Source organism: Evansella clarkii (assembly GCF_002019695.1).
In the GTDB taxonomy this organism is placed as follows: Bacteria; Bacillota; Bacilli; order Bacillales; family Salisediminibacteriaceae; genus Evansella; species Evansella clarkii.
Map to the genome: position 1 here is coordinate 4,423,755 of NZ_KV917376.1, position 17,808 is coordinate 4,441,562.

At 40.9% G+C, this 17,808-nt stretch carries 20 protein-coding genes; 6 read left to right on the plus strand and 14 right to left on the minus strand.

What is annotated here, in order from left to right:
* Window positions 1-133: 133 nt before the first annotated feature.
* Window positions 134-1,531, minus strand: coding sequence for an anti-sigma factor domain-containing protein (locus tag BK582_RS20755; RefSeq protein WP_169911181.1), 1,398 nt, complete (start codon window positions 1,529-1,531; stop codon window positions 134-136).
* A complete protein-coding gene (sigI, locus tag BK582_RS20760) occupies window positions 1,528-2,271 on the minus strand; it encodes an RNA polymerase sigma-I factor (protein ID WP_236939237.1) in 744 nt (247 codons plus the stop codon). Before sigI ends, BK582_RS20755 begins: the two co-directional genes overlap by 4 nt.
* A 207-nt stretch (window positions 2,272-2,478) precedes the next feature.
* Between sigI and BK582_RS20765 the strand changes: the two genes are divergently transcribed.
* Entirely contained in the window at window positions 2,479-3,429 is a 951-nt protein-coding gene (locus BK582_RS20765; RefSeq protein WP_078596860.1) for an MBL fold metallo-hydrolase, read from the plus strand.
* Window positions 3,430-3,639: 210 nt separating this feature from the next.
* Complete coding sequence (locus tag BK582_RS20770; RefSeq protein WP_078596861.1) at window positions 3,640-4,602, plus strand: DUF2777 family protein; 963 nt, start codon at window positions 3,640-3,642, stop codon at window positions 4,600-4,602.
* 14 nt (window positions 4,603-4,616) lie between these two features.
* Here the strand turns inward: BK582_RS20770 and BK582_RS20775 are convergent, their stop codons facing one another.
* From BK582_RS20775 to BK582_RS20815, 10 genes are all read right to left on the minus strand, one after another.
* Window positions 4,617-6,194 carry a PH domain-containing protein gene (locus BK582_RS20775; protein ID WP_218190749.1) on the minus strand — a complete coding sequence of 526 codons (1,578 nt, stop codon included), beginning with the start codon at window positions 6,192-6,194 and terminating at the stop codon, window positions 4,617-4,619.
* Window positions 6,157-6,654, minus strand: coding sequence for a PH domain-containing protein (locus BK582_RS20780; protein ID WP_244895450.1), 498 nt, complete (start codon window positions 6,652-6,654; stop codon window positions 6,157-6,159). Before BK582_RS20780 ends, BK582_RS20775 begins: the two co-directional genes overlap by 38 nt.
* The gene (locus BK582_RS20785; RefSeq protein WP_078596864.1) at window positions 6,647-6,853 is read right to left on the minus strand and encodes a hypothetical protein; all 207 of its coding nucleotides are present in this window, start codon (window positions 6,851-6,853) and stop codon (window positions 6,647-6,649) included. Before BK582_RS20785 ends, BK582_RS20780 begins: the two co-directional genes overlap by 8 nt.
* A 26-nt stretch (window positions 6,854-6,879) precedes the next feature.
* Window positions 6,880-7,011, minus strand: a complete 132-nt coding sequence (locus tag BK582_RS28155; protein ID WP_276328221.1) for a hypothetical protein — start codon at window positions 7,009-7,011, stop codon at window positions 6,880-6,882.
* Between the two features lie 37 nt (window positions 7,012-7,048).
* Window positions 7,049-8,173 (minus strand): conserved virulence factor C family protein, encoded by a 1,125-nt coding sequence (locus tag BK582_RS20790; protein WP_078596865.1) that lies wholly within the window; start codon window positions 8,171-8,173, stop codon window positions 7,049-7,051.
* 83 nt (window positions 8,174-8,256) lie between these two features.
* A complete protein-coding gene (locus tag BK582_RS20795; protein ID WP_078596866.1) occupies window positions 8,257-8,682 on the minus strand; it encodes a TlpA disulfide reductase family protein in 426 nt (141 codons plus the stop codon).
* A gap of 28 nt (window positions 8,683-8,710) precedes the next feature.
* Window positions 8,711-9,058: a thioredoxin family protein gene (locus BK582_RS20800; protein ID WP_078596867.1), complete on the minus strand. Its 348-nt coding sequence runs from the start codon at window positions 9,056-9,058 to the stop codon at window positions 8,711-8,713.
* 1 nt (window position 9,059) lies between these two features.
* On the minus strand, window positions 9,060-9,953 hold the full coding sequence (locus BK582_RS20805; RefSeq protein ID WP_078596868.1) for an AEC family transporter: 894 nt from the start codon (window positions 9,951-9,953) through the stop codon (window positions 9,060-9,062).
* 468 nt (window positions 9,954-10,421) lie between these two features.
* Window positions 10,422-10,994: a cysteine hydrolase family protein gene (locus BK582_RS20810; RefSeq protein WP_078596869.1), complete on the minus strand. Its 573-nt coding sequence runs from the start codon at window positions 10,992-10,994 to the stop codon at window positions 10,422-10,424.
* A gap of 123 nt (window positions 10,995-11,117) precedes the next feature.
* Window positions 11,118-11,375 (minus strand): DUF2524 family protein, encoded by a 258-nt coding sequence (locus tag BK582_RS20815; protein WP_078596870.1) that lies wholly within the window; start codon window positions 11,373-11,375, stop codon window positions 11,118-11,120.
* A gap of 154 nt (window positions 11,376-11,529) precedes the next feature.
* Between BK582_RS20815 and cbpA the strand changes: the two genes are divergently transcribed.
* Both cbpA and BK582_RS20825 read left to right on the plus strand, forming a co-directional pair.
* Window positions 11,530-12,159, plus strand: coding sequence for a cyclic di-AMP binding protein CbpA (gene cbpA, locus BK582_RS20820; RefSeq protein ID WP_078596871.1), 630 nt, complete (start codon window positions 11,530-11,532; stop codon window positions 12,157-12,159).
* 170 nt (window positions 12,160-12,329) lie between these two features.
* The gene (locus BK582_RS20825; RefSeq protein WP_078596872.1) at window positions 12,330-12,947 is read left to right on the plus strand and encodes a trimeric intracellular cation channel family protein; all 618 of its coding nucleotides are present in this window, start codon (window positions 12,330-12,332) and stop codon (window positions 12,945-12,947) included.
* 38 nt (window positions 12,948-12,985) lie between these two features.
* Here BK582_RS20825 and BK582_RS20830 read toward each other — a convergent pair whose 3' ends face one another.
* Both BK582_RS20830 and BK582_RS20835 read right to left on the minus strand, forming a co-directional pair.
* Window positions 12,986-13,351, minus strand: a complete 366-nt coding sequence (locus BK582_RS20830) for a YppE family protein (protein ID WP_218190750.1) — start codon at window positions 13,349-13,351, stop codon at window positions 12,986-12,988.
* 130 nt (window positions 13,352-13,481) lie between these two features.
* Complete coding sequence (locus tag BK582_RS20835; protein ID WP_078596874.1) at window positions 13,482-13,994, minus strand: MerR family transcriptional regulator; 513 nt, start codon at window positions 13,992-13,994, stop codon at window positions 13,482-13,484.
* A 356-nt stretch (window positions 13,995-14,350) separates the two neighbouring features.
* Between BK582_RS20835 and recU the strand changes: the two genes are divergently transcribed.
* Complete coding sequence (gene recU, locus BK582_RS20840; RefSeq protein ID WP_078596875.1) at window positions 14,351-14,962, plus strand: Holliday junction resolvase RecU; 612 nt, start codon at window positions 14,351-14,353, stop codon at window positions 14,960-14,962.
* A gap of 50 nt (window positions 14,963-15,012) precedes the next feature.
* Window positions 15,013-17,763, plus strand: coding sequence for a penicillin-binding protein 1A (locus BK582_RS20845; RefSeq protein ID WP_078596876.1), 2,751 nt, complete (start codon window positions 15,013-15,015; stop codon window positions 17,761-17,763).
* Window positions 17,764-17,808 lie beyond the last annotated feature (45 nt).

Consider the following 17,808-nt stretch of genomic DNA (forward strand, 5'->3'; position numbering starts at 1 on the left):
AGTAATTAATAATATAAGAAAAAATAACAGACCATCCCCTAAGATTTGGTCTGTTATTTAAAATGCTCTTTCATATATTTCTTCATGGAAAGGGAACCATTTTGCACAGAAGGGCTATCCCTTTTTTCTATGTTTACTTATTTCCTTTTCCGGGATTACCACCTGATCCAGATGGATTTCCTCCAGAACCGGAATGAGGGGGAGCTCCCTTCCCCTGACCGTTTCCAGTGTTTCCTTTGCTGTCACCCGGCGCACTATTCCCCTTATTTCCACTGTTCCCTTTATTCCCGTTGTTTCCGTTGTTTCCTTTTTTATCTGAATTACCGCTGCTATTCCCTTTACTTTTCTGTTCACTGTTCGTGTTGCCCTGGCCCTGGCTGTTATTGTTATTGTTATTGTTATTGTTATTACTATTACCCTTAGTTTCCGGCTTATTCCCATTTTTACTTCCCTGATTCTGGCTGCTGTTTTTTTCTTTTAACTGGGATGGGTGGTTCTCCGGTTTTTTGCTTTTCTCGGCTGAACTGTTTTTGTTTTGCGAAGGATGTTTATCAGACTTGCCAGCTGGACTGCTGTTTTTTTCTTCACTATTGTTTTCTTCGCTCTTTTCCTCCTGATCAGCTTCATTATGATCTTGTTGTGCATTATTTTCTTCTGACTCTTTTTGTTCAGGAACCTGGAACGAAATTACTTTAGTATCATTTATCAGTTCATCTAAATTAATAGTTTCAGCTCGTTTTTCTTTCTGGGCAATGGAGTGGTTTGTCCGACTGACTTTCACGTTTTCGGGAGAAAGAAGAGCAGTGACTTCTTTTCCCGTATCTCCCTGAATATTGTTAATAGTTTCGTTTTTAACCTCATTAATCTCAATGGTGTGCCCCTCGTTTACTGCATCGTTAAAAAGGAGAAATTTTACAGGAGATAAGGATACTTCTCTGGCCTCTCTCATGATATGCTCTTCGAGGCTTAATGTTATGAAATTAACAGTAAACTCATCCTGTATTGATTCTATCCAGTCTTCGTAACTTTCCCCCCAAGTCATTTCATCAAAAAGATTCAGGGGGGAAGAAATATAAATATCCCTTGGTTCAGCCATTATTTCCGACCCAAGCCCCTGCTCGATAGCAGCTTCCACAGCCGAATATAACGGCCTGCCGTCTAACTGGCCATCGAGTTCATCGAGCAAATCCCTGCCTTTTTCGTTATACCCGTAAACAGAAATAACTTCAAACTCCTCATCTACGGAGAATTCAATGCTTGGGTTCATATCAAGAGCAACAACACCATGGACTTTTTCAGGAGAAAAAAAAGTAAATCCCGGATACACGAGCAGAATAATAAGCCCTGCTGTCAGTGGAAGGCTGTATGCTTTATTCTTATATATAGGATACTGAAAAAAAGAAGCGGGCATATAAACAACTTCTTCTCCTACTTCAGCTTTTCTGTTTAATCTGGCTCTGACAAATTCTCCTTTCCCGGTCATAACAATCATATACCGTTTATTCTTTTCCATGACTACCCCTTTTTTCATGAAACCCACTCCTTCAAATAATCCTGTAAGTAACGATAATCCTCCAAGAGCACGAGACATAATGTTATTATGTATTTTCTGTTTCTCTCTATTGTTTTACGGCTCATTGAAATACTCTTAGTCAGTTCTTTCATTGGAAGACGCTGTTTTTCCAATAAAAACTCTTTAAACTTTTCATTACTTACAACCACCTGAGCTATCTCCAGCATATTTTCTCTGGCATCCTGGTGTTTTGGCGACTGTGCAGCCACTTCAGACAGGCTGATACCGAATTCTCCGAGCTTTTCCTGGAGATGTAAAATTTCTTCCCGTCGATGTTCTGTTTCTATTATCTCTTTATATTCCTTAAACGACGCCTGGACCTCCGCAAGATTTTCCATATTCTCTTTATCTTCTTCTGTAAAATCTATGGAAAGGGTTACACGCCTTCTCTGTTCCTGCCTTATGTAGTCAATGACTCTGCGTCTTATTACTAAACTTGCAAAAGATAAAAAAGAACTGCCTTTATTAGAAGAATACTGTTTTATCGCTTCATTAAAAGCCATTAATGCAACGCTGAACTCCTCATCTTCACTTGTTCGTATATACCTTTTACAAACCTTGGCAGTAGTTTTGCGAATAAACGGGATGTATTGTTCAATAAACAAATTCTCCTGTTCTGAATCACCTTCCTGGATTGCTGCGACTGTCTGCTCTATTGTATCTGTTTCTTTCTCTTTATACATTAGGCGCTTCAGCACAAAAAACACCTCTCAGTTTCAATTATATTTATTCGATTTCTTCTTTTAATTTTAGGGGGGCATTTTAACATATTAACTTTATTTGCTAAAAACAGCAGGGGACTATAGTACTATAATTTGTTTACGTTTGTGTGTTAGAAGGTTTACAAAGATGTAACGATTAACTACAATGAAGAAAATATACTACTGGAAAAGGAGATGTAAAAAATGATTGCAGATGTTTTCCCTGTGGATGAAAGAACTTTCTGCGTTGATGGTTTCGATATGGGGACGGCCAAAAGAACTGGGTCTTATGTCCTGGATGAAAGACCACATGGTGTTGCTTTAATAGAAACAGGCCCGAGTATCTCAATTCCTTATATAAAACATGCTTTGAAATCGAAGGGGATCACTCCTGATGAAATAAAATACATTATTGTAACACATATTCATCTGGATCATGCTGGCGGAGCTGGATTATTACTTAAAGAGTGCCCGAAAGCGAAAGTAATTGTACATCCTGCCGGCAAGCGGCATCTCGAAAATCCTGAACGGCTTATACAAGGGGCAAAAGCAATCTATGGTGCTCAATTTAACGACTTTTTTGAACCTGTGCTTCCTGTACCAGGACCAGCGCTTATGGAAATGAAAAACAAAAGCACCCTGACCTTAAGTCCCGGCAGAAAACTTACCTTCTACCATACCCCTGGACATGCCAGACATCATTTCAGCATTATGGACTCACGGACGAACACTTTCTTTACAGGGGATACTTTAGGTATCAGGTACCCTCAGCTGGAAGAAAGTGGTGTTCAATTATTTCTTCCTTCTACCTCTCCAAATCAATTCGATCCTGATGCTATGTTAAATTCTGTTTCTCTGGCAGAAAACCTCCAGCCAGACAGGATTGCATTCGGCCATTTTTTTATAAGCGAGGAACCGGCGAAAGTATACAGAGATATAAATAAATGGCTCCCTGTATTTATAGAAAAGGGAAAATACGTACTGAAAAAAAATCAAGACTGGAATGCTTTAAAAGAAATTCTTCTTGTAGAAGTAAAAAGAGAGCTGGACGAATTCGGTATTCCTGAAGACGATCCTGTTTATGAAGTGATTCAGCTTGACTTAACTGTCAGTTCTCTGGGTATAGTTGACTATTTAACAAAACAAAAAGTCTAATTTAAACCTTCACCTTCTTCAAGGATTATTCATAGTTGTATGGTTTTGCCTGCATGAAATATATTATAATAGGAGGAGAAAATTCAATACTTGTAAACAAACTGTTCTGAAAAGCCAGGCTGTAAAGTCCGTTTACAAAACAGCCTGAACGGATGTATGATTTAGTATATAAACAGAACACTTACAAACACATCAAAGTGGGGAAATATTATGGACCGTAAAACAGCATTTAAATATAAAGGTAAAGAAGTAATCCTGGACGAAGGGAATAAAGGCAGCTATGTTGCCGTTCTGGAAAATATCCTTGCTGATCCAGGCAAGCCATGGCGGGCAATTCTCAGAATTACGGGAGTGTATGACTATCCTGATTTCAGTGAAGAACTTGAGCTGGCACCCCCGCATTTAAAAGCGAATGACAGGATCGAATGTCCCGGACAGCGAATAAAAGTGCTGAAACATAACTTCATATACGGATATGACGAGTCTGTTACGAAAGCTCTTAAAGTAAAATGGGATAAGATTCAGGAGCTGAATGAGAATACAGAAATTATGCTTTCGACTATTCAGCAGGAATTAAGACGGCTTCATGCTGAACATCTGCTCTTTGAAGAAAGTTATGTGTATTACGAACTCGTGGAAAAGTCAGGCAGCAGCTATATTGTAGATAAAGATAAAGGTGAGATACTGGCCTTAGATGGTTGTCCATTTGAATTTGAAGTGAGGTCAGGTGACGAGTGGGTCCCCGCCCTGCATCTGGATGGCACATTATTTGAATTTGCCGACGGACAGCAGATCCGCCTTAAGTATGGCAGCTTAATCAGACTTAATAAATCACAGTTTGATCCATACAAAATTTTAATTAACGAGCTGGAACATCCTTCGTTAATAGCCCTCGAAAGAGGACTTCAGCAACTGGGAATTGGTCATGAGCACTCGGTATACTGTCATAACTCCCTCCTGCTTCAGATGATGGATTCCTTTACTCGTGACACATTTTCCGGCGTAAACTTTCTTTCCTACGCAAGTGAGAAAAAGCAATTCGTTGTGCAGCATCATTACGAACGAACGTACAGAAAAAATGACGATGATCATACTTATGACAGATTTGAATTTACTTCCGATAGTGGGGAACGCATACTTACCACGTATACAACCCAGTTTTCTGGAGAATAAAAAAGAGCGGAGGATTATTCCTTCCGCTCTTCTTCTGTTTCTTCATAGGAATACCATTGAAACTGATCGTCTCTCTGTTCTTTGCCTATATGCTTCAGGGAAAACGTTTTTCCTACAATGCTCGTTATAATTGACACATGGATAGTGAATAAATCATCAAACTTCTGCAGAACATTTTGTGTGGAAGTCATTGCCTGAATTCTTTTTCTCGGCACGATTACTTCTGAACGGGCAACAGACCTTGATCTGATCCATACCATACCTGAGCCGTTTCCGATCCCCGCGTCAATATACTGCCAGTAGCCATAAACCGCCGCAACCATCGGCAGTATGAGAGAGAGCCAGCCAAAGGGGGCAAAATAAGTAATAATGGCGGCTGCAGCCAGAGCAGGCATCAGCAGTCTCAGCATATATCTTCTTAAGCTTTCTTTAGGCAGTGCGCTGTATTCGCGCTTCACTGCATATTCAGGAAGAATATCAATGAGAAGACTGTCTACTTCTTTCATTTTACAAAGGGGAATGAGAATGGTTGATAGATCCTCATCCTTCCTGCCCCCTCCTTTACTTTCCACATAGACAGCTGTGTAGCCAAATGGCTGCCTCAGTAAGTTCTGAACGAGCCGTACTGCAGTAATTTTATTTGCCGAAAGTGTGAGCTGCCTCTGTTCGAGGACGCCTCTTGAAATATGAATTTCATCGTCTTTTTTACGAATAGTGAAGTATCCATACTTCAGGACAGTTCTGATAATAGTAATCAGCCAGCCAATAAGGAGTATCACTACGATCCAGAATCCAATCAGCATTACTCCTGAATGAATAATCCAGCCAATCATTCTCTCATATAAAAATGGAGGTATAAACTGCTGTACCTGAGAAACAATGGCTGCAACAAAGGTTGCCGCTATACCTATTCCGCTGGATGTTAAAGCTGCAGCAATTAAACGCTGAGGCGACAGCTTCCATTTATACGTCCCCTCTTCCTCTGCCTCTTCAGGTTCAAGTATCTCGTCATCCATTACTGCAGATGTTTCATAAGCTAAGCCAGTTTCTGTTTCCTCTGTGAATACATCGGAAGCTTCATATGCTTCAGCTTCCTCGGGTTCAGAGACAGAGGCACTTTCTTTAAGAAGCAGTTCACGTTTAATGGCAGCTGCTTCTTCTTTTCTCAGGGCAATTAACCTGAATTCAGGTTCACCACCGCCTCCTGCGGTCTCAATCCTCAGCTCTACAAGCTCAAATAACCGCTGAAGGATGTTTGCATTAATATCGATGCTTTGTACCCGTTCTTTTCTGATATATCTTTTTTTACGGAAGATAAGACCTTGTCTTACCTGCAGTTCATCCTCCTGGAGCTGGTAACGGAAAGTCCACCACTTAATTATCCCGCTTACGAGTGAAACAAATAAAATCCCCGCAAATAAAATGGTATAAAATAAGGTCCCTCCAGCCTGGGAAGACTGGCCAAAAATAAGTACAGCAATCATAGTAATAAAAACTTCTTTCAGATTACTGAGGAAACCGATAAATATCGCTGCTGAATGCTGCCGCCTCCATTTATTCATCAGGATCAGCTTCCCTTGCCAGTTCTGCAATATGATCCCTCAGGATATTAGCTTTTTCCTCATCGAGCCCTGGAATTTCATGAGTGGTAGCAGCAGTTGAGATCGTTACCGCAGACAGCTGATAATGTCTGAGCAGGGGTCCTTGAGCTGTATCTACATGCTGAACTCTGATCATTGGAATAATTACTCTTCTTATTACAAATACACCATACATAAGCTCAACTTCATTATCGTAAATCTTATAACGCCATCTTTTCCATTGCATTTTCGGGATGATAAGTATTTTAAAAATTCCCGCCAGAATAACTAAACCGGCAAGCACGTATAAAGGCCATTCCGGGATTGGAAAATAGCGCGTCGCCACCCAGTAACCCACTGGAACAAGAAGCAGAAACAACCACTCTGCAGCAGCGACGATTGTCCATACCTTTAATACTTTTTGATCTAGCGCCTGATCTGGTTTCTCCCTCATACTTGTCTCCCTACTCATCGTCCAGATAAATAATGGTTACGCCGTTTTCTTCAAGGAGTGAAATGACTGCATTGTTCAGCCTGTCATCCCGCAGCAGACCGAGAGAGCGCGCCAGTTCAAGCTCTTCCAGTTCTCCATTTTCCGCGTCTTCAATAAGTTCCACTATTTCATCCATGTTATTTTGTTTTAGTTCCTGAATCAGTTCATCTCTTTTCATAACCAGATTCCTCCATATATTTCGCTTCATGTGTACTTTATCATAACCATTTTTTTATTGCCATTTCTTTTATTATTTAAGATCTGTTTAGCTTTGTTGTTGTTTTTCGCTACAAGAAACTCACGTGCCCAAGGCATAAAAAAATCAAAATCAGCCATTATCTAAAAAATCCGTCACTTGGACGGATTTTCTTTTTCAGGAACGGTCAAAGGCTTCTGTCATCTGTTTCCAGACTGAGCCCTTTGCCTCTTCACCTTCTTCAATTCGCGTGAGTGCTAACTTAGCCTGCATGGCTACTTCAAATTCAGGATCATCTACAGCTTTTTGCAAAGCAGGGACAGATGTCTCATCACCTGCTTCATAGAGAAACATTGCAGCACGCCAGCGGACTAATTTGTTCTTGTCCTCCAGTGCCTCAATCATCGCAGGGATAGCTTCAGGACTTCCAATATCCGATACGGTATCGCCAGCAGTTCTCCTTACTGTTACAGAAGAATCTTTTAGAGCCTTATAAACATAAGGAAGCACTTTTTCATCTTCTATCATACCTAAATAAACAACAGCGAGACGCCTGATGGAAGCTTTTTCATCATTAAGGGCTTTCTCCAGGACAGGCAGATCCTCAAGCTTCGGATCCATTTGTTCAAGGACAGCGAAGCGCTTTTTCCAGTCAGGATCATCCAGCATTTCTTTTGTAACTTTAATCCACTTTCTGTTTCCTTCTTTTTGCTTTTCTGGCTCATGCGCCTGCTGGACAAGTTCATTCAGGCGTTCTTTCGTATAGGTTGCTTTAATCTCTTCGGCAACCTCTTCGGCAACTTCCTGGAGGTCGCCATAGCGTGGGCGCTGTTCCTCCCATTTCCGCTGCATAACTACATTATCCTCAGGCTTCGTTGCCTTTACCATAGCTTCTTTAAAATCATCAGTAAGCCCGACACGAACCTCTTCTTCTCCAGTTGATACTTTCACCTGTATTGGAATTCCTTTAAATTTATGCACATATACATTGACTTCCCCGAAGTGTTCATCGACAGATTCATTCTGTGCTCCCGTTTCTTCTGCTTCTTCTCCAAATACTTTTCTTACCTCCGGGAGAATTTCTTTCCAGTCAACTTTCGCGTTTCTTTCCACCGCAATAAAGTCAGCCACATGATAAACACCTTTGACTCCATTAACTGCTAAAATATCACGGACAAACCCGGGCGCATCCTCTGCATTTTCTTTTTTATAATTATGGCTTTTCCCCTGTGGAAGTTCTTTATCGAGTGTAAACTTCATTGTATTAGGGCTCGGTGTTGGCTCTACGGAAACAATTTTCATGTTCGCAACCCCTTTCCACTGCTTATATAGTATTTATATCGTATCATAAATGGTGTGTCTGAAAAACTTTCCGGCATCGTTTTTCATTGGGACAATACTTTTCCAGCAGCCTGCAGAATCTCCTGAAAAGATGCTTTATCATTAAACCTTGCTGCTATTTCATGGTCAGCGTTTAAAAGATAAGTAGTTGGTACAGACATACACTGATACAAGTCATAAATGTTTGTTCCGTTGTCTTTTAAAGAAAGAAAAGTAAATCCCTGCTCTTTGTAAAACTTTTCGCCTGCGTCCGGAGCAGCTTCTCTTCCCGTAACATTGATCATTATCATAGCTAAATCATCCGTCTGCATTGCCCTGTTCAGGTGTTCTTTAGCAGGAAGATCCCTCTGGGAGTCAGGACACCACGATACCCAGAATGTAATTAACACTGCCTTGCCTGTATAGTCTGCTAAGGAAATTTGTTTTTCCGTCCCCATTTCAGGCAAAGTAAATGAAGGTGCTTCTGGCATAAAATTTGTTCCCTCCTTTTTAATCGATTCACTGCTCTTTAGCAAAGCTGTACAGTTTTGTCACTGATTCAAAAGCATAAACCTTATCTCTTAATTCACTATTTTCTATGTACAACAGGCAGGGAACACTGGAGATTTCCCATTTTGCAGCTTCTTCCTTAAAGTAATTAATATCTATCTCTATTATTGCTGGCACTCCTTCAGTCTGTTCAAGTACAACGAGTAACTGTTTCGCCAGCCGGCATGTTCCGCACATTGGCGTAAAAGCATAAACTAACAGAGGCTCCCTGCTGTCTTCGATTATTTTACTAAGCTCTCTGCCGGAATTTATTTTCTTCAGTATCTTTCCCTCCCATAGAAAACAATTTAACATCATACTATAAAATAACAAAGAGTAAAACGGTAACCGATATTACACTTAATATCGTTGTAATCAATGTGATACTTGAGACAAGCTGCACTCTCGTATTAAACTGCATTGCATATATTGCTGTTGTTACCGCTGCAGGCATGGAACTTGCTATGATCAGAACTTGCTGCATGAGAAGGGACATTGGGAGTATTTCAGTCAGCCCCCAGGCGATAAAAGGAGACAGAATGAGCCTGATGATGACACCATAGGATATATACCCCCACTCCAGGCGGTCAAGGCGGATCTCTGCCAGCTGCATGCCTAGCATTATCATAGTAACCGGGATAGCCGCATCAGCGATAAGATCAATAAAGTTGAATACTGGTTCTGGTACTGTGATGCCTGACCAGTTAACCACCCCAACTATGAAAACAGCATATGTCGCCGGCATCTTAAAAACTGTGGCAACGGCCGTCCTGACTCCTGTTCCGCCTTTAGCGGCGTAATATACTCCGGCAGTTGTCATGATAAACGATTGTACAACCATATAAATTACTGCATAGGCAAAACCCTCAGGTCCGAAAGCGAATAAGACAATAGGAACACCGTAATTACCTGCATTCATAAAAGCTGTTGATAAAATCAGCCCGCTTTCCGTATCAGAATCCAGGCCCCGGAACCGAGAGTATATTTTGTTTATCCCTATATAAATTAACAAATAAATAACTGCAAACACAACCAGGACTATATGGTCTGCTGACAGCTCTGAATTATACAGTGTTCTGAAAATAAGCGCGGGAACAAGGATATAGATAATTAATGATGATATAGGGAGTAACGAAACTTTTTTCCACTTCTGAAAAACATACCCTGTTAAAAAGATAAGCATGACAGGCAGAACTACCTGAAAAAACAACATCCGAAACACTTCCATTCCAATTAAAGGGATTAAATGTCAGCTGTACCGGCACCTTTCACCTTTATATTTTCGTTTTATGTACATGAATTAATTTCATAATTAAAGATTTAAATCTTTAATACGAACATTATCTTAAAAGGTTACTTTGTTGTTCGATTTACGCTTCAGAAGCTGGCAGAGAAAGAGAAAGCCGCCGTCTTACACTGCAATCGAAAAGAAACGTTCGTCTTGTTTTATCCCGATGTAACCGTCCGTAAAACTCCCGCCTCAAAACAGGAGTGGAAGCCAAGATGTTTAGGCGGGAGATAACGGACGCTAACATCCCGATTGGTTCAACTAACAATCAGTGGGGGATGAATCCCCCAACTGATGGAAGGTTCACTTTATACAAAGTCTATATATGAAATTCATTCAATTTCCTAAACAATAATAAAACCTGGCGAAAGCCAGGCATAAGTTAAAACTATTTTACTTAACTTCCATTCCTTTTTCTAATACTTTCGCTCCTAAAGAGCCGCTAAAATGAGTCAGAGCCCATTCATGGCCAGATGGGTTAAAGCTGTCTACAGCATCCTTATGAACTGTTACAGAAAACCCGAGATTATAAGCATCGACAGCAGTATGAAGGACACATATATCCGTACATACCCCCGCAAGATGAATCTCAGTAATTCCCCGTTCTCTCAGCTTTAACTCCAGGGTGGTTCCTGCAAATGCACTGTATCTCGTTTTATCCATCCACTCTACATGTCCTGTGCCGCTATAATAGAGCTGGTTATAATATTCTCCGAGCAGACCGTATAATTTTCGTCCCTTCGTTCCTCTGATGTTATGAGGTGGAAACAATTTTGACTCCGGATGGTAAGGGTCATTCTCCTCATGTACATCTACAGCGAATACCACATACTCATCATTTTCTGCAAATTCTTTCGTGAGTTCTGTAATCCTGCCTTCTATAGCCTGTCCTCTTTCACCGCAGGTAAGCTTTCCATCATCAGCTACAAAATCGTACGTATAATCAATAACTATAAGTGCTTTCATACCTGGCCCCCCTCTATATACTAGTATCATTATAACATTGTTACAAAGAAAACTCTCAGCGTGGACAGCTTACCATTAAAAAAAATAACCCGCATGTATACGGGCTATCCGACTATAAAGCCTTTAAATACCTAGAATCATTTTGTTCTGAAGCTGATGTACCCTTTGCTGAAGCCTGAACAGTTCATCCCGGTCTTCCGCAGAAGCACTTCTCAGCAGGTTATCCAGTTCCAAATTTGCTTCTTCCAGTTTCATTTGGGCATTCGTAAACTCTTCCGGATTGCTCTGCTGAATTCTTTTAGATTCTTTCAGCTGCTCCTCTGCATAAGCCATGACATCCGTGATCTCTTTTACCGCCCCTGTTATATGGGAATTAGTCATGATTTTCACCTCAATAATAAACTTGGCAGTTTGCCACGTTTTTATACAGACGGTCAAACCAGAAATATTTTATGTATTTTCTGATTTGTTCAGCATTTTAATAAGCTATAATATATAATGAATATATGTTAAAACCGGGAGGGAGACACGCTCTATGAAAATTAAATATAATATTATCCCGAAAGAAGATGTAAAATTTGTAACAGACAAATACACGATCAGAGAAGCTGCAGAAGAGCTCGAACAAACCGGATACAGATGTATTCCTATACTGGATAAGAGCGGAACCATTTTTCTTGGTAATATTTATGCACAGGATGTTTATAAGGCAATAGTTAAAAACCAGTATTCCTGGGATGATTCTGTCATGCTTCTGAAAGAGGATGAAGAAGTTCACACAGATGAGCAAGCCTCCTTTATCCGTATATTTTCAAAAATAAAAAAGTATCCTTATCTGGCTGTTCTCCATGATGATAATACTTTCGCAGGTATTCTGACGCACGCTAACGTTATGGAGATTCTTGAAGACTCCTGGGGGGTTAAGACAGGAAGCTATACACTGAATGTTTCCACACAGGAATATCAAGGGGCACTTAATTCTATTTTTTCTGTCATAAAGAAAATTACAAGTGTTCAGAGTCTCCTGACTCTTGATAATGAAAGCAAATTCTTCCGAAGAGTAATCATCACACTGCCTCGGGAAACTACCGAAGAAACACTGGAAAAAGTGGTTTCCCGTCTTGAAAAAGAAGGGTTCCGGGTTTTTGAGGTAGAGAAAATTTAATACAGTGGAAATCATGGCCGGGGATTACTCCCTGGCCTTTCTATATTAAATAAATAAGCGGCCTGAATTTTATGAATTTACCATATATTAACTCCCTAAAGAATGTATAGTTATTTTCCTCATTCCGTGTTAAAGTTTAATGTTGGAAGATAATTAGGAGGCTGTTGTAAATGACCTGGGATATTCTGAACATAATTGGCACGATTGCTTTTGCCCTTAGTGGAGTGAACGTGGCCATGGAGGAAAAATATGATTTAATGGGAGTATATGTGCTTGGTTTCGCTGCCGCTTTCGGAGGTGGTGCTGTGAGGAACCTGTTTATCGGGCTGCCTGTTTCCGCTCTATGGGAACAGGGGTATCTGTTTACCACTGCATTTATTATAATGACGGCAGCGTTTTTTACAACGGCGATATGGGCCACATTGTGGGAGAAATGGGGAGCGTTTTTTGATGCCATCGGGCTTGCAGCCTTCGCGATCCAGGGAGCGTTGTTCGCAGTTTCTATGGGACACCCAATGAGTGCTGTCGTTTTCGCCGCGGTGCTTACAGGTACTGGAGGAGGCATAATCAGAGATGTCCTTGCAGGAAGAAAACCACTCGTACTAAGAGAAGAAATATATATTTTATGGGCCGTACTTGGAGGCGTGGCAATCGCTGCCGGCTTAGCACAATCAGGCCTCGCCCTCGCTGTATTATTTTCGGCAATTGTCACACTCCGTATGCTTTCCGTACATTATAAATGGAAACTGCCAGTTAGAGCGGCAGGAGAAAAAACAGAAAGTATATAAAGGAATGAACCCCCATCAGTAAATATGGGGGTTCATTTTTATATATTCCGGGAAAGTGTCTCCAGCGTATATAGAATCGATTTATTTCTTTCAATAAACCGTTTCCTTTTTGTATCCGGCTGAAAACAGGTTACTGCTTCTATTCCTATATTCTCGTGTACATCTTCAATCTGTTTCACATGAAGATATTTTGGCTGCTTCTCCTTTACGAAAGGAACTGCCAGCTCAATCCATTCATCGGCGGTTTTATGAACTGTATCGGCAAATGGTTTGACTACCTTTACAAAATCGGCTGCTTCCTTTGTTTCCTGATGCTTTTCAAAGTATTGCAAAGCCTTTTTATTATATTCAAGCAATTTTCCTGTTAAATGATTTAATTGATCAGTTTCCCTAATGGCCACCATCAGCACCTCCTCTGCCATTGTAACAGATCAGCAGACGCAGAAGAAAGAAGGAGGATGCCAGTCAATCCGGATATCTTTCGTGCAGAAGGTGCTTGAGGGAGTATCAACAGCAAAATATCAGAAAGCTTAATTAAAAACTGAAAATACCTGCCAGTCTGTTTCGTTTTGGAGTTTTTTCAGCTTTTTTATCATGGAGATGAATGATTTTTTCAGCATTTGCCTGGAGAAGGTTTTCTATTTTCGCAAGACGGGTGTTAAATTGGTCAATGGAATTGGTAAGTTCATCGATTTCTTTCCTGTGCTGAAGCATTTGATACTCCACCACTTCATCTGCTTTATTCTGCAGCTGTTTATCAAGCTGGTCTACCTGCAGCAGCAGACTGCAGAACTTTTCATCGAGCATAGCAGCTGTCACCATTTTTACTTCCTCGGTTTCAGCCTTATGCCGTACAGGCTGTTTTCGCTTATTCCCTGTTTCTTTAGCTATCTTATGAAGCTTTTTATAATTATCTTCATTTATCTCATAATGGCCCGCTCCGCTGATTTCGCAATCAAGGCTGTGCTGTTTTATCCATCTCTGAATTGTCTTCTGGTTTACACCTAACTCCTCTGCTACTTCCTTTGTCCTCCACACCTTTTTCATACATAAAACCCCTTTCTCCCAGCTTTACTTCTCTAATTCTTCATTCATTAACCAACTCCTCCGACGGTGACAAAACTAGTTTGCTTTCGGCAAAGAAAGAAGAAAACTTCTTTATTTTTACAGCTTAAGTTAAAAAGGTGCAGTATATCTGCAGCTTATCGTTAAAGTATATGTTTGAGAGCGAGTAAAATACTTCTGTCTGTCCTGGAGCTTTTAAGGTTTTTGAAACGTTTTTATGTAAAAAACGTATATACAAGTGGGCATACTTTTATTAAGTTTAGTAAGAAAAGGCTATTTGCTTAAAATTTAATTATGTTAATATATAGTGATGGCTCTGGAAAAAAGGATGTGAAACAATGCCACTGAAATATCCGAATGGAAAAAAATATAGTCCAAAGCGCACCCTTTCGAAACCAAACAGCGTCAATAAAAAGGATGAAAGATACAGTAACAGGGGGATGACTCTTGAGGAGGATATTAATGAAACGAATGAGTATTACAGAGCACACGGGATAGCAGTCATTCATAAGAAGCCTGTCCCGCTGCAGATTGTTAACGTCCATTACCCTAAGCGGAGCGCCGCTGTTGTTACAGAGGCATACTTTAAAAAACCATCCACCACCGACTATAACGGGGTTTATAAAGGAAAATATATTGATTTTGAGGCAAAGGAAACAAAAAATAAAACCAGTTTTCCCTTAAAGAATTTTCACGATCATCAAATAACCCATATGAGACAAGTTACAGAACAAGGCGGTCTCGCTTTTGCCTTATTACGTTTCACTGTCACAGACGAAGTTTATTTTATACAGGCTGAGGCATTATTTGCTTTTTTAGAAGATAATGCAGACAAAAGAAAGTCTATACCGAAGAAAGATATTGAGGAACAAGGAATTTTAATTCCTCTCGGTTTTCATCCAAGGATTGACTACCTGAAGATTCTGGATAAAATAATTACTGATATATGAGTTTATCAATCAAACAGTATATTGATTGTATCTGAAAGGAAGATGCAAAAATGTCTGATAACTACCGGACAAGAGAAGAACGAAGAAAAGCAAAACAGCAAACTAAAAAAACGAATACGAATAAAAAAGGTAAAGGTCTCTTTAAAAAGAGTTTAACTGCTTTTGGTATTATTATGCTTATTATGTTAATCGGCGGAGCCGTTTCCGTGTTCGGCATTCTGAGAGGTGCACCGGACCTTGACCCGGATAGGCTTACTCTTGCCCAGAATCCGGAAATTTATGATCGGAACGGGGAACTAATGACTACCCTGCAAACTGCGGAGAACAGGAGATCAGTTAATATAAACGATGTTCCAGACCTCATGAAAGATGCTGTTCTGTCTGTAGAAGATGTTCGCTTTTACGATCATTTTGGTCTGGATATGCGTCGGATCGGCGGTGCTGTCGTAGCTAACGTTACCGGCGGCTTCGGAAGCGAAGGTGCAAGTACCATTACACAGCAGGTAGTTAAAAATCTGTTTCTGACTATGGATAAAACAATGGCCAGAAAAATACAGGAACAATATTTGGCAATCCGACTTGAACAACAGTACACGAAAGACCAGATTTTAGAAATGTATCTCAACGCTATCTACTATTCCGGAGGCCGTTACGGAGTGGTGGAAGCAGCTGATTATTATTTCAGCAAGGAATTAGATGAGCTTACAGTTGCAGATGCTGCCCTTTTAGCCAGAATACCGCAGCGTCCTAACCACTTTAATCCATTCAATAATCCGGAGGGTGCGGAACAACGAAGAAACATAGTTATCGGATTAATGGAGAAGCACGGTAAAATATCAGCTGAAGAGGCTGAGGAAGCAAGAAGTATTTCTGTACAGGATCAGTTAAACCGAAGTGAAAGGGATCCGAACCCTTATCAAGTTTTTCTGGAGCAGGCGCTGACCGAAGTGGAAGCAATCGACGGCATTGAGCCAAGCGATATTTACACTTCAGGCCTAAAAATTCACACTACACTGGATCAGGACCTGCAGCAGTATGTGGAACAGGTCATGGAATCAGGAGATCCATCCATTTTCCCTAATGATAAAATACAAGCGGGAATTACATTACTGGATACAAAGACTGGTGAAGTGCTTGCAATAGGTGGACTAAGGGAAGAGCCTGAAACACAGTTCAGCTATAACTGGGCTACGAAGCCAAGAAATCCACAGCAGCCAGGTTCAACAATCAAACCAATTCTTGATTACGGACCGGCAGTAAATGAATTAAAATGGTCTACCTACCACCAGATTGTAGACGAACCATATAACTTTGTTTCCACAGGAGATCCTGTGCGAAATGCAAGCGGGAACCACCGGGGCTCTGTTTCAATGAGAGAGGCTCTAAAAGACTCACTCAACGTACCTGCTGTTAAAGCGTTTAATGAAGTTGGTGTTGACAAAGCAAAAGCATTTGGTGAGAGACTCGGCCTTAATCTGGATTCCATTACGGAGGCGTATTCTATTGGAGGCTTCTCTAAAGGAGTCACTCCATTTGAAATGGCCGGTGCGTATGCGGCATTTGGTAATAATGGCCAATATAATCGTCCACATACAGTTACCCGTATCGAATTTCAGGACGGACAGACAATTAACCTGTCTCCAGAGCCTGTCGCTGCTATGGAGGATTACACAGCCTTTATGCTTACAGATATGATGAAAACAGTTGTTCAGTCCGGTACTGGAACAAATGCTGCTGTATCCGGCGTACCGATTGCTGGTAAAACAGGATCTTCCAATCTGGACCGGGAAGTCCGGGAAAGATACGGACTGACAAGCGGCGTAAGGGACTCCTGGTTTGCTGGTTACTCCACTGAGTTAACTGCCGCTGTATGGGCCGGATATGCGAGTCCTGAAGACGGTGTTATACAGTTAGGTACAGATGATGCAAGAGTGGCTAGCAATCTGTTCAGAACCGTTATGTCTTATGCCCATGAAAACCGGGAGGTATCTGACTTTGTACAGCCTGATTCAGTAGTAAGAGTAGCAATTGAGAGGTCAACTGGCCTTCTGCCTAGTGAATATACTCCTCAGAGTGAAATAGTTAATGAATATTTTGTCAGGGGAACTGAGCCTAGCAATGTTTCAGAGGAGTTTGAACAAACGGAAGCCGATTCTGTTCGCGGCCTCCAGGCTGTTTATAACGAAGAAGCCCATGAAATTCAAATAAGCTGGGATTACCCGGAAGATTTAAGAGATCAGTTCAGTTTCAGGCTGGAAATTAAAGGACCGGACCAAAGTGATTTTAATACAGTTGATATAACGAAAAATATGGAATACAGATTAAGCTCTCCGGAATACGGCGAGACGTATACGATACGTGTGACCGCTATTTCTGACAGCGACAGTAATTTAACAAGTGATCCTGCGGAAACTCAGGTGACTATACCTGAAGAGGAAATCGAAGAAGAAGAAGAAATTATTGACGACCTCTTTGAAGATGAGAATAATGAAAACGAAGCTCCTGAGAATGAAAATAATGACCAGGGAGAAAATGAAGGCAACCCTGAAGAAAACAATGATGGGAACGATCAAAACGAAGATCAAAACCAAGGTGACCAGGGGAATGGCCCGGGGCAAGGCAATAACCAGGGTAATGGCCAAGGACAAGGCCAGGGACAGGGGCAAGGCAACCAGGGCTCCGGACAAGGTCAGGGACAGGGAAACCAAGGTCCTCCTGATCAGGGTCAAGGAAACAACGATGAAGATGATAGCTCTGGAAATAACAACTCTGAAGAAAACAATGATTCTGCAGATGAATAAGCAAAAAGAGAACGGGGTATCCCGTTCTCTTTATTTATAAATTCC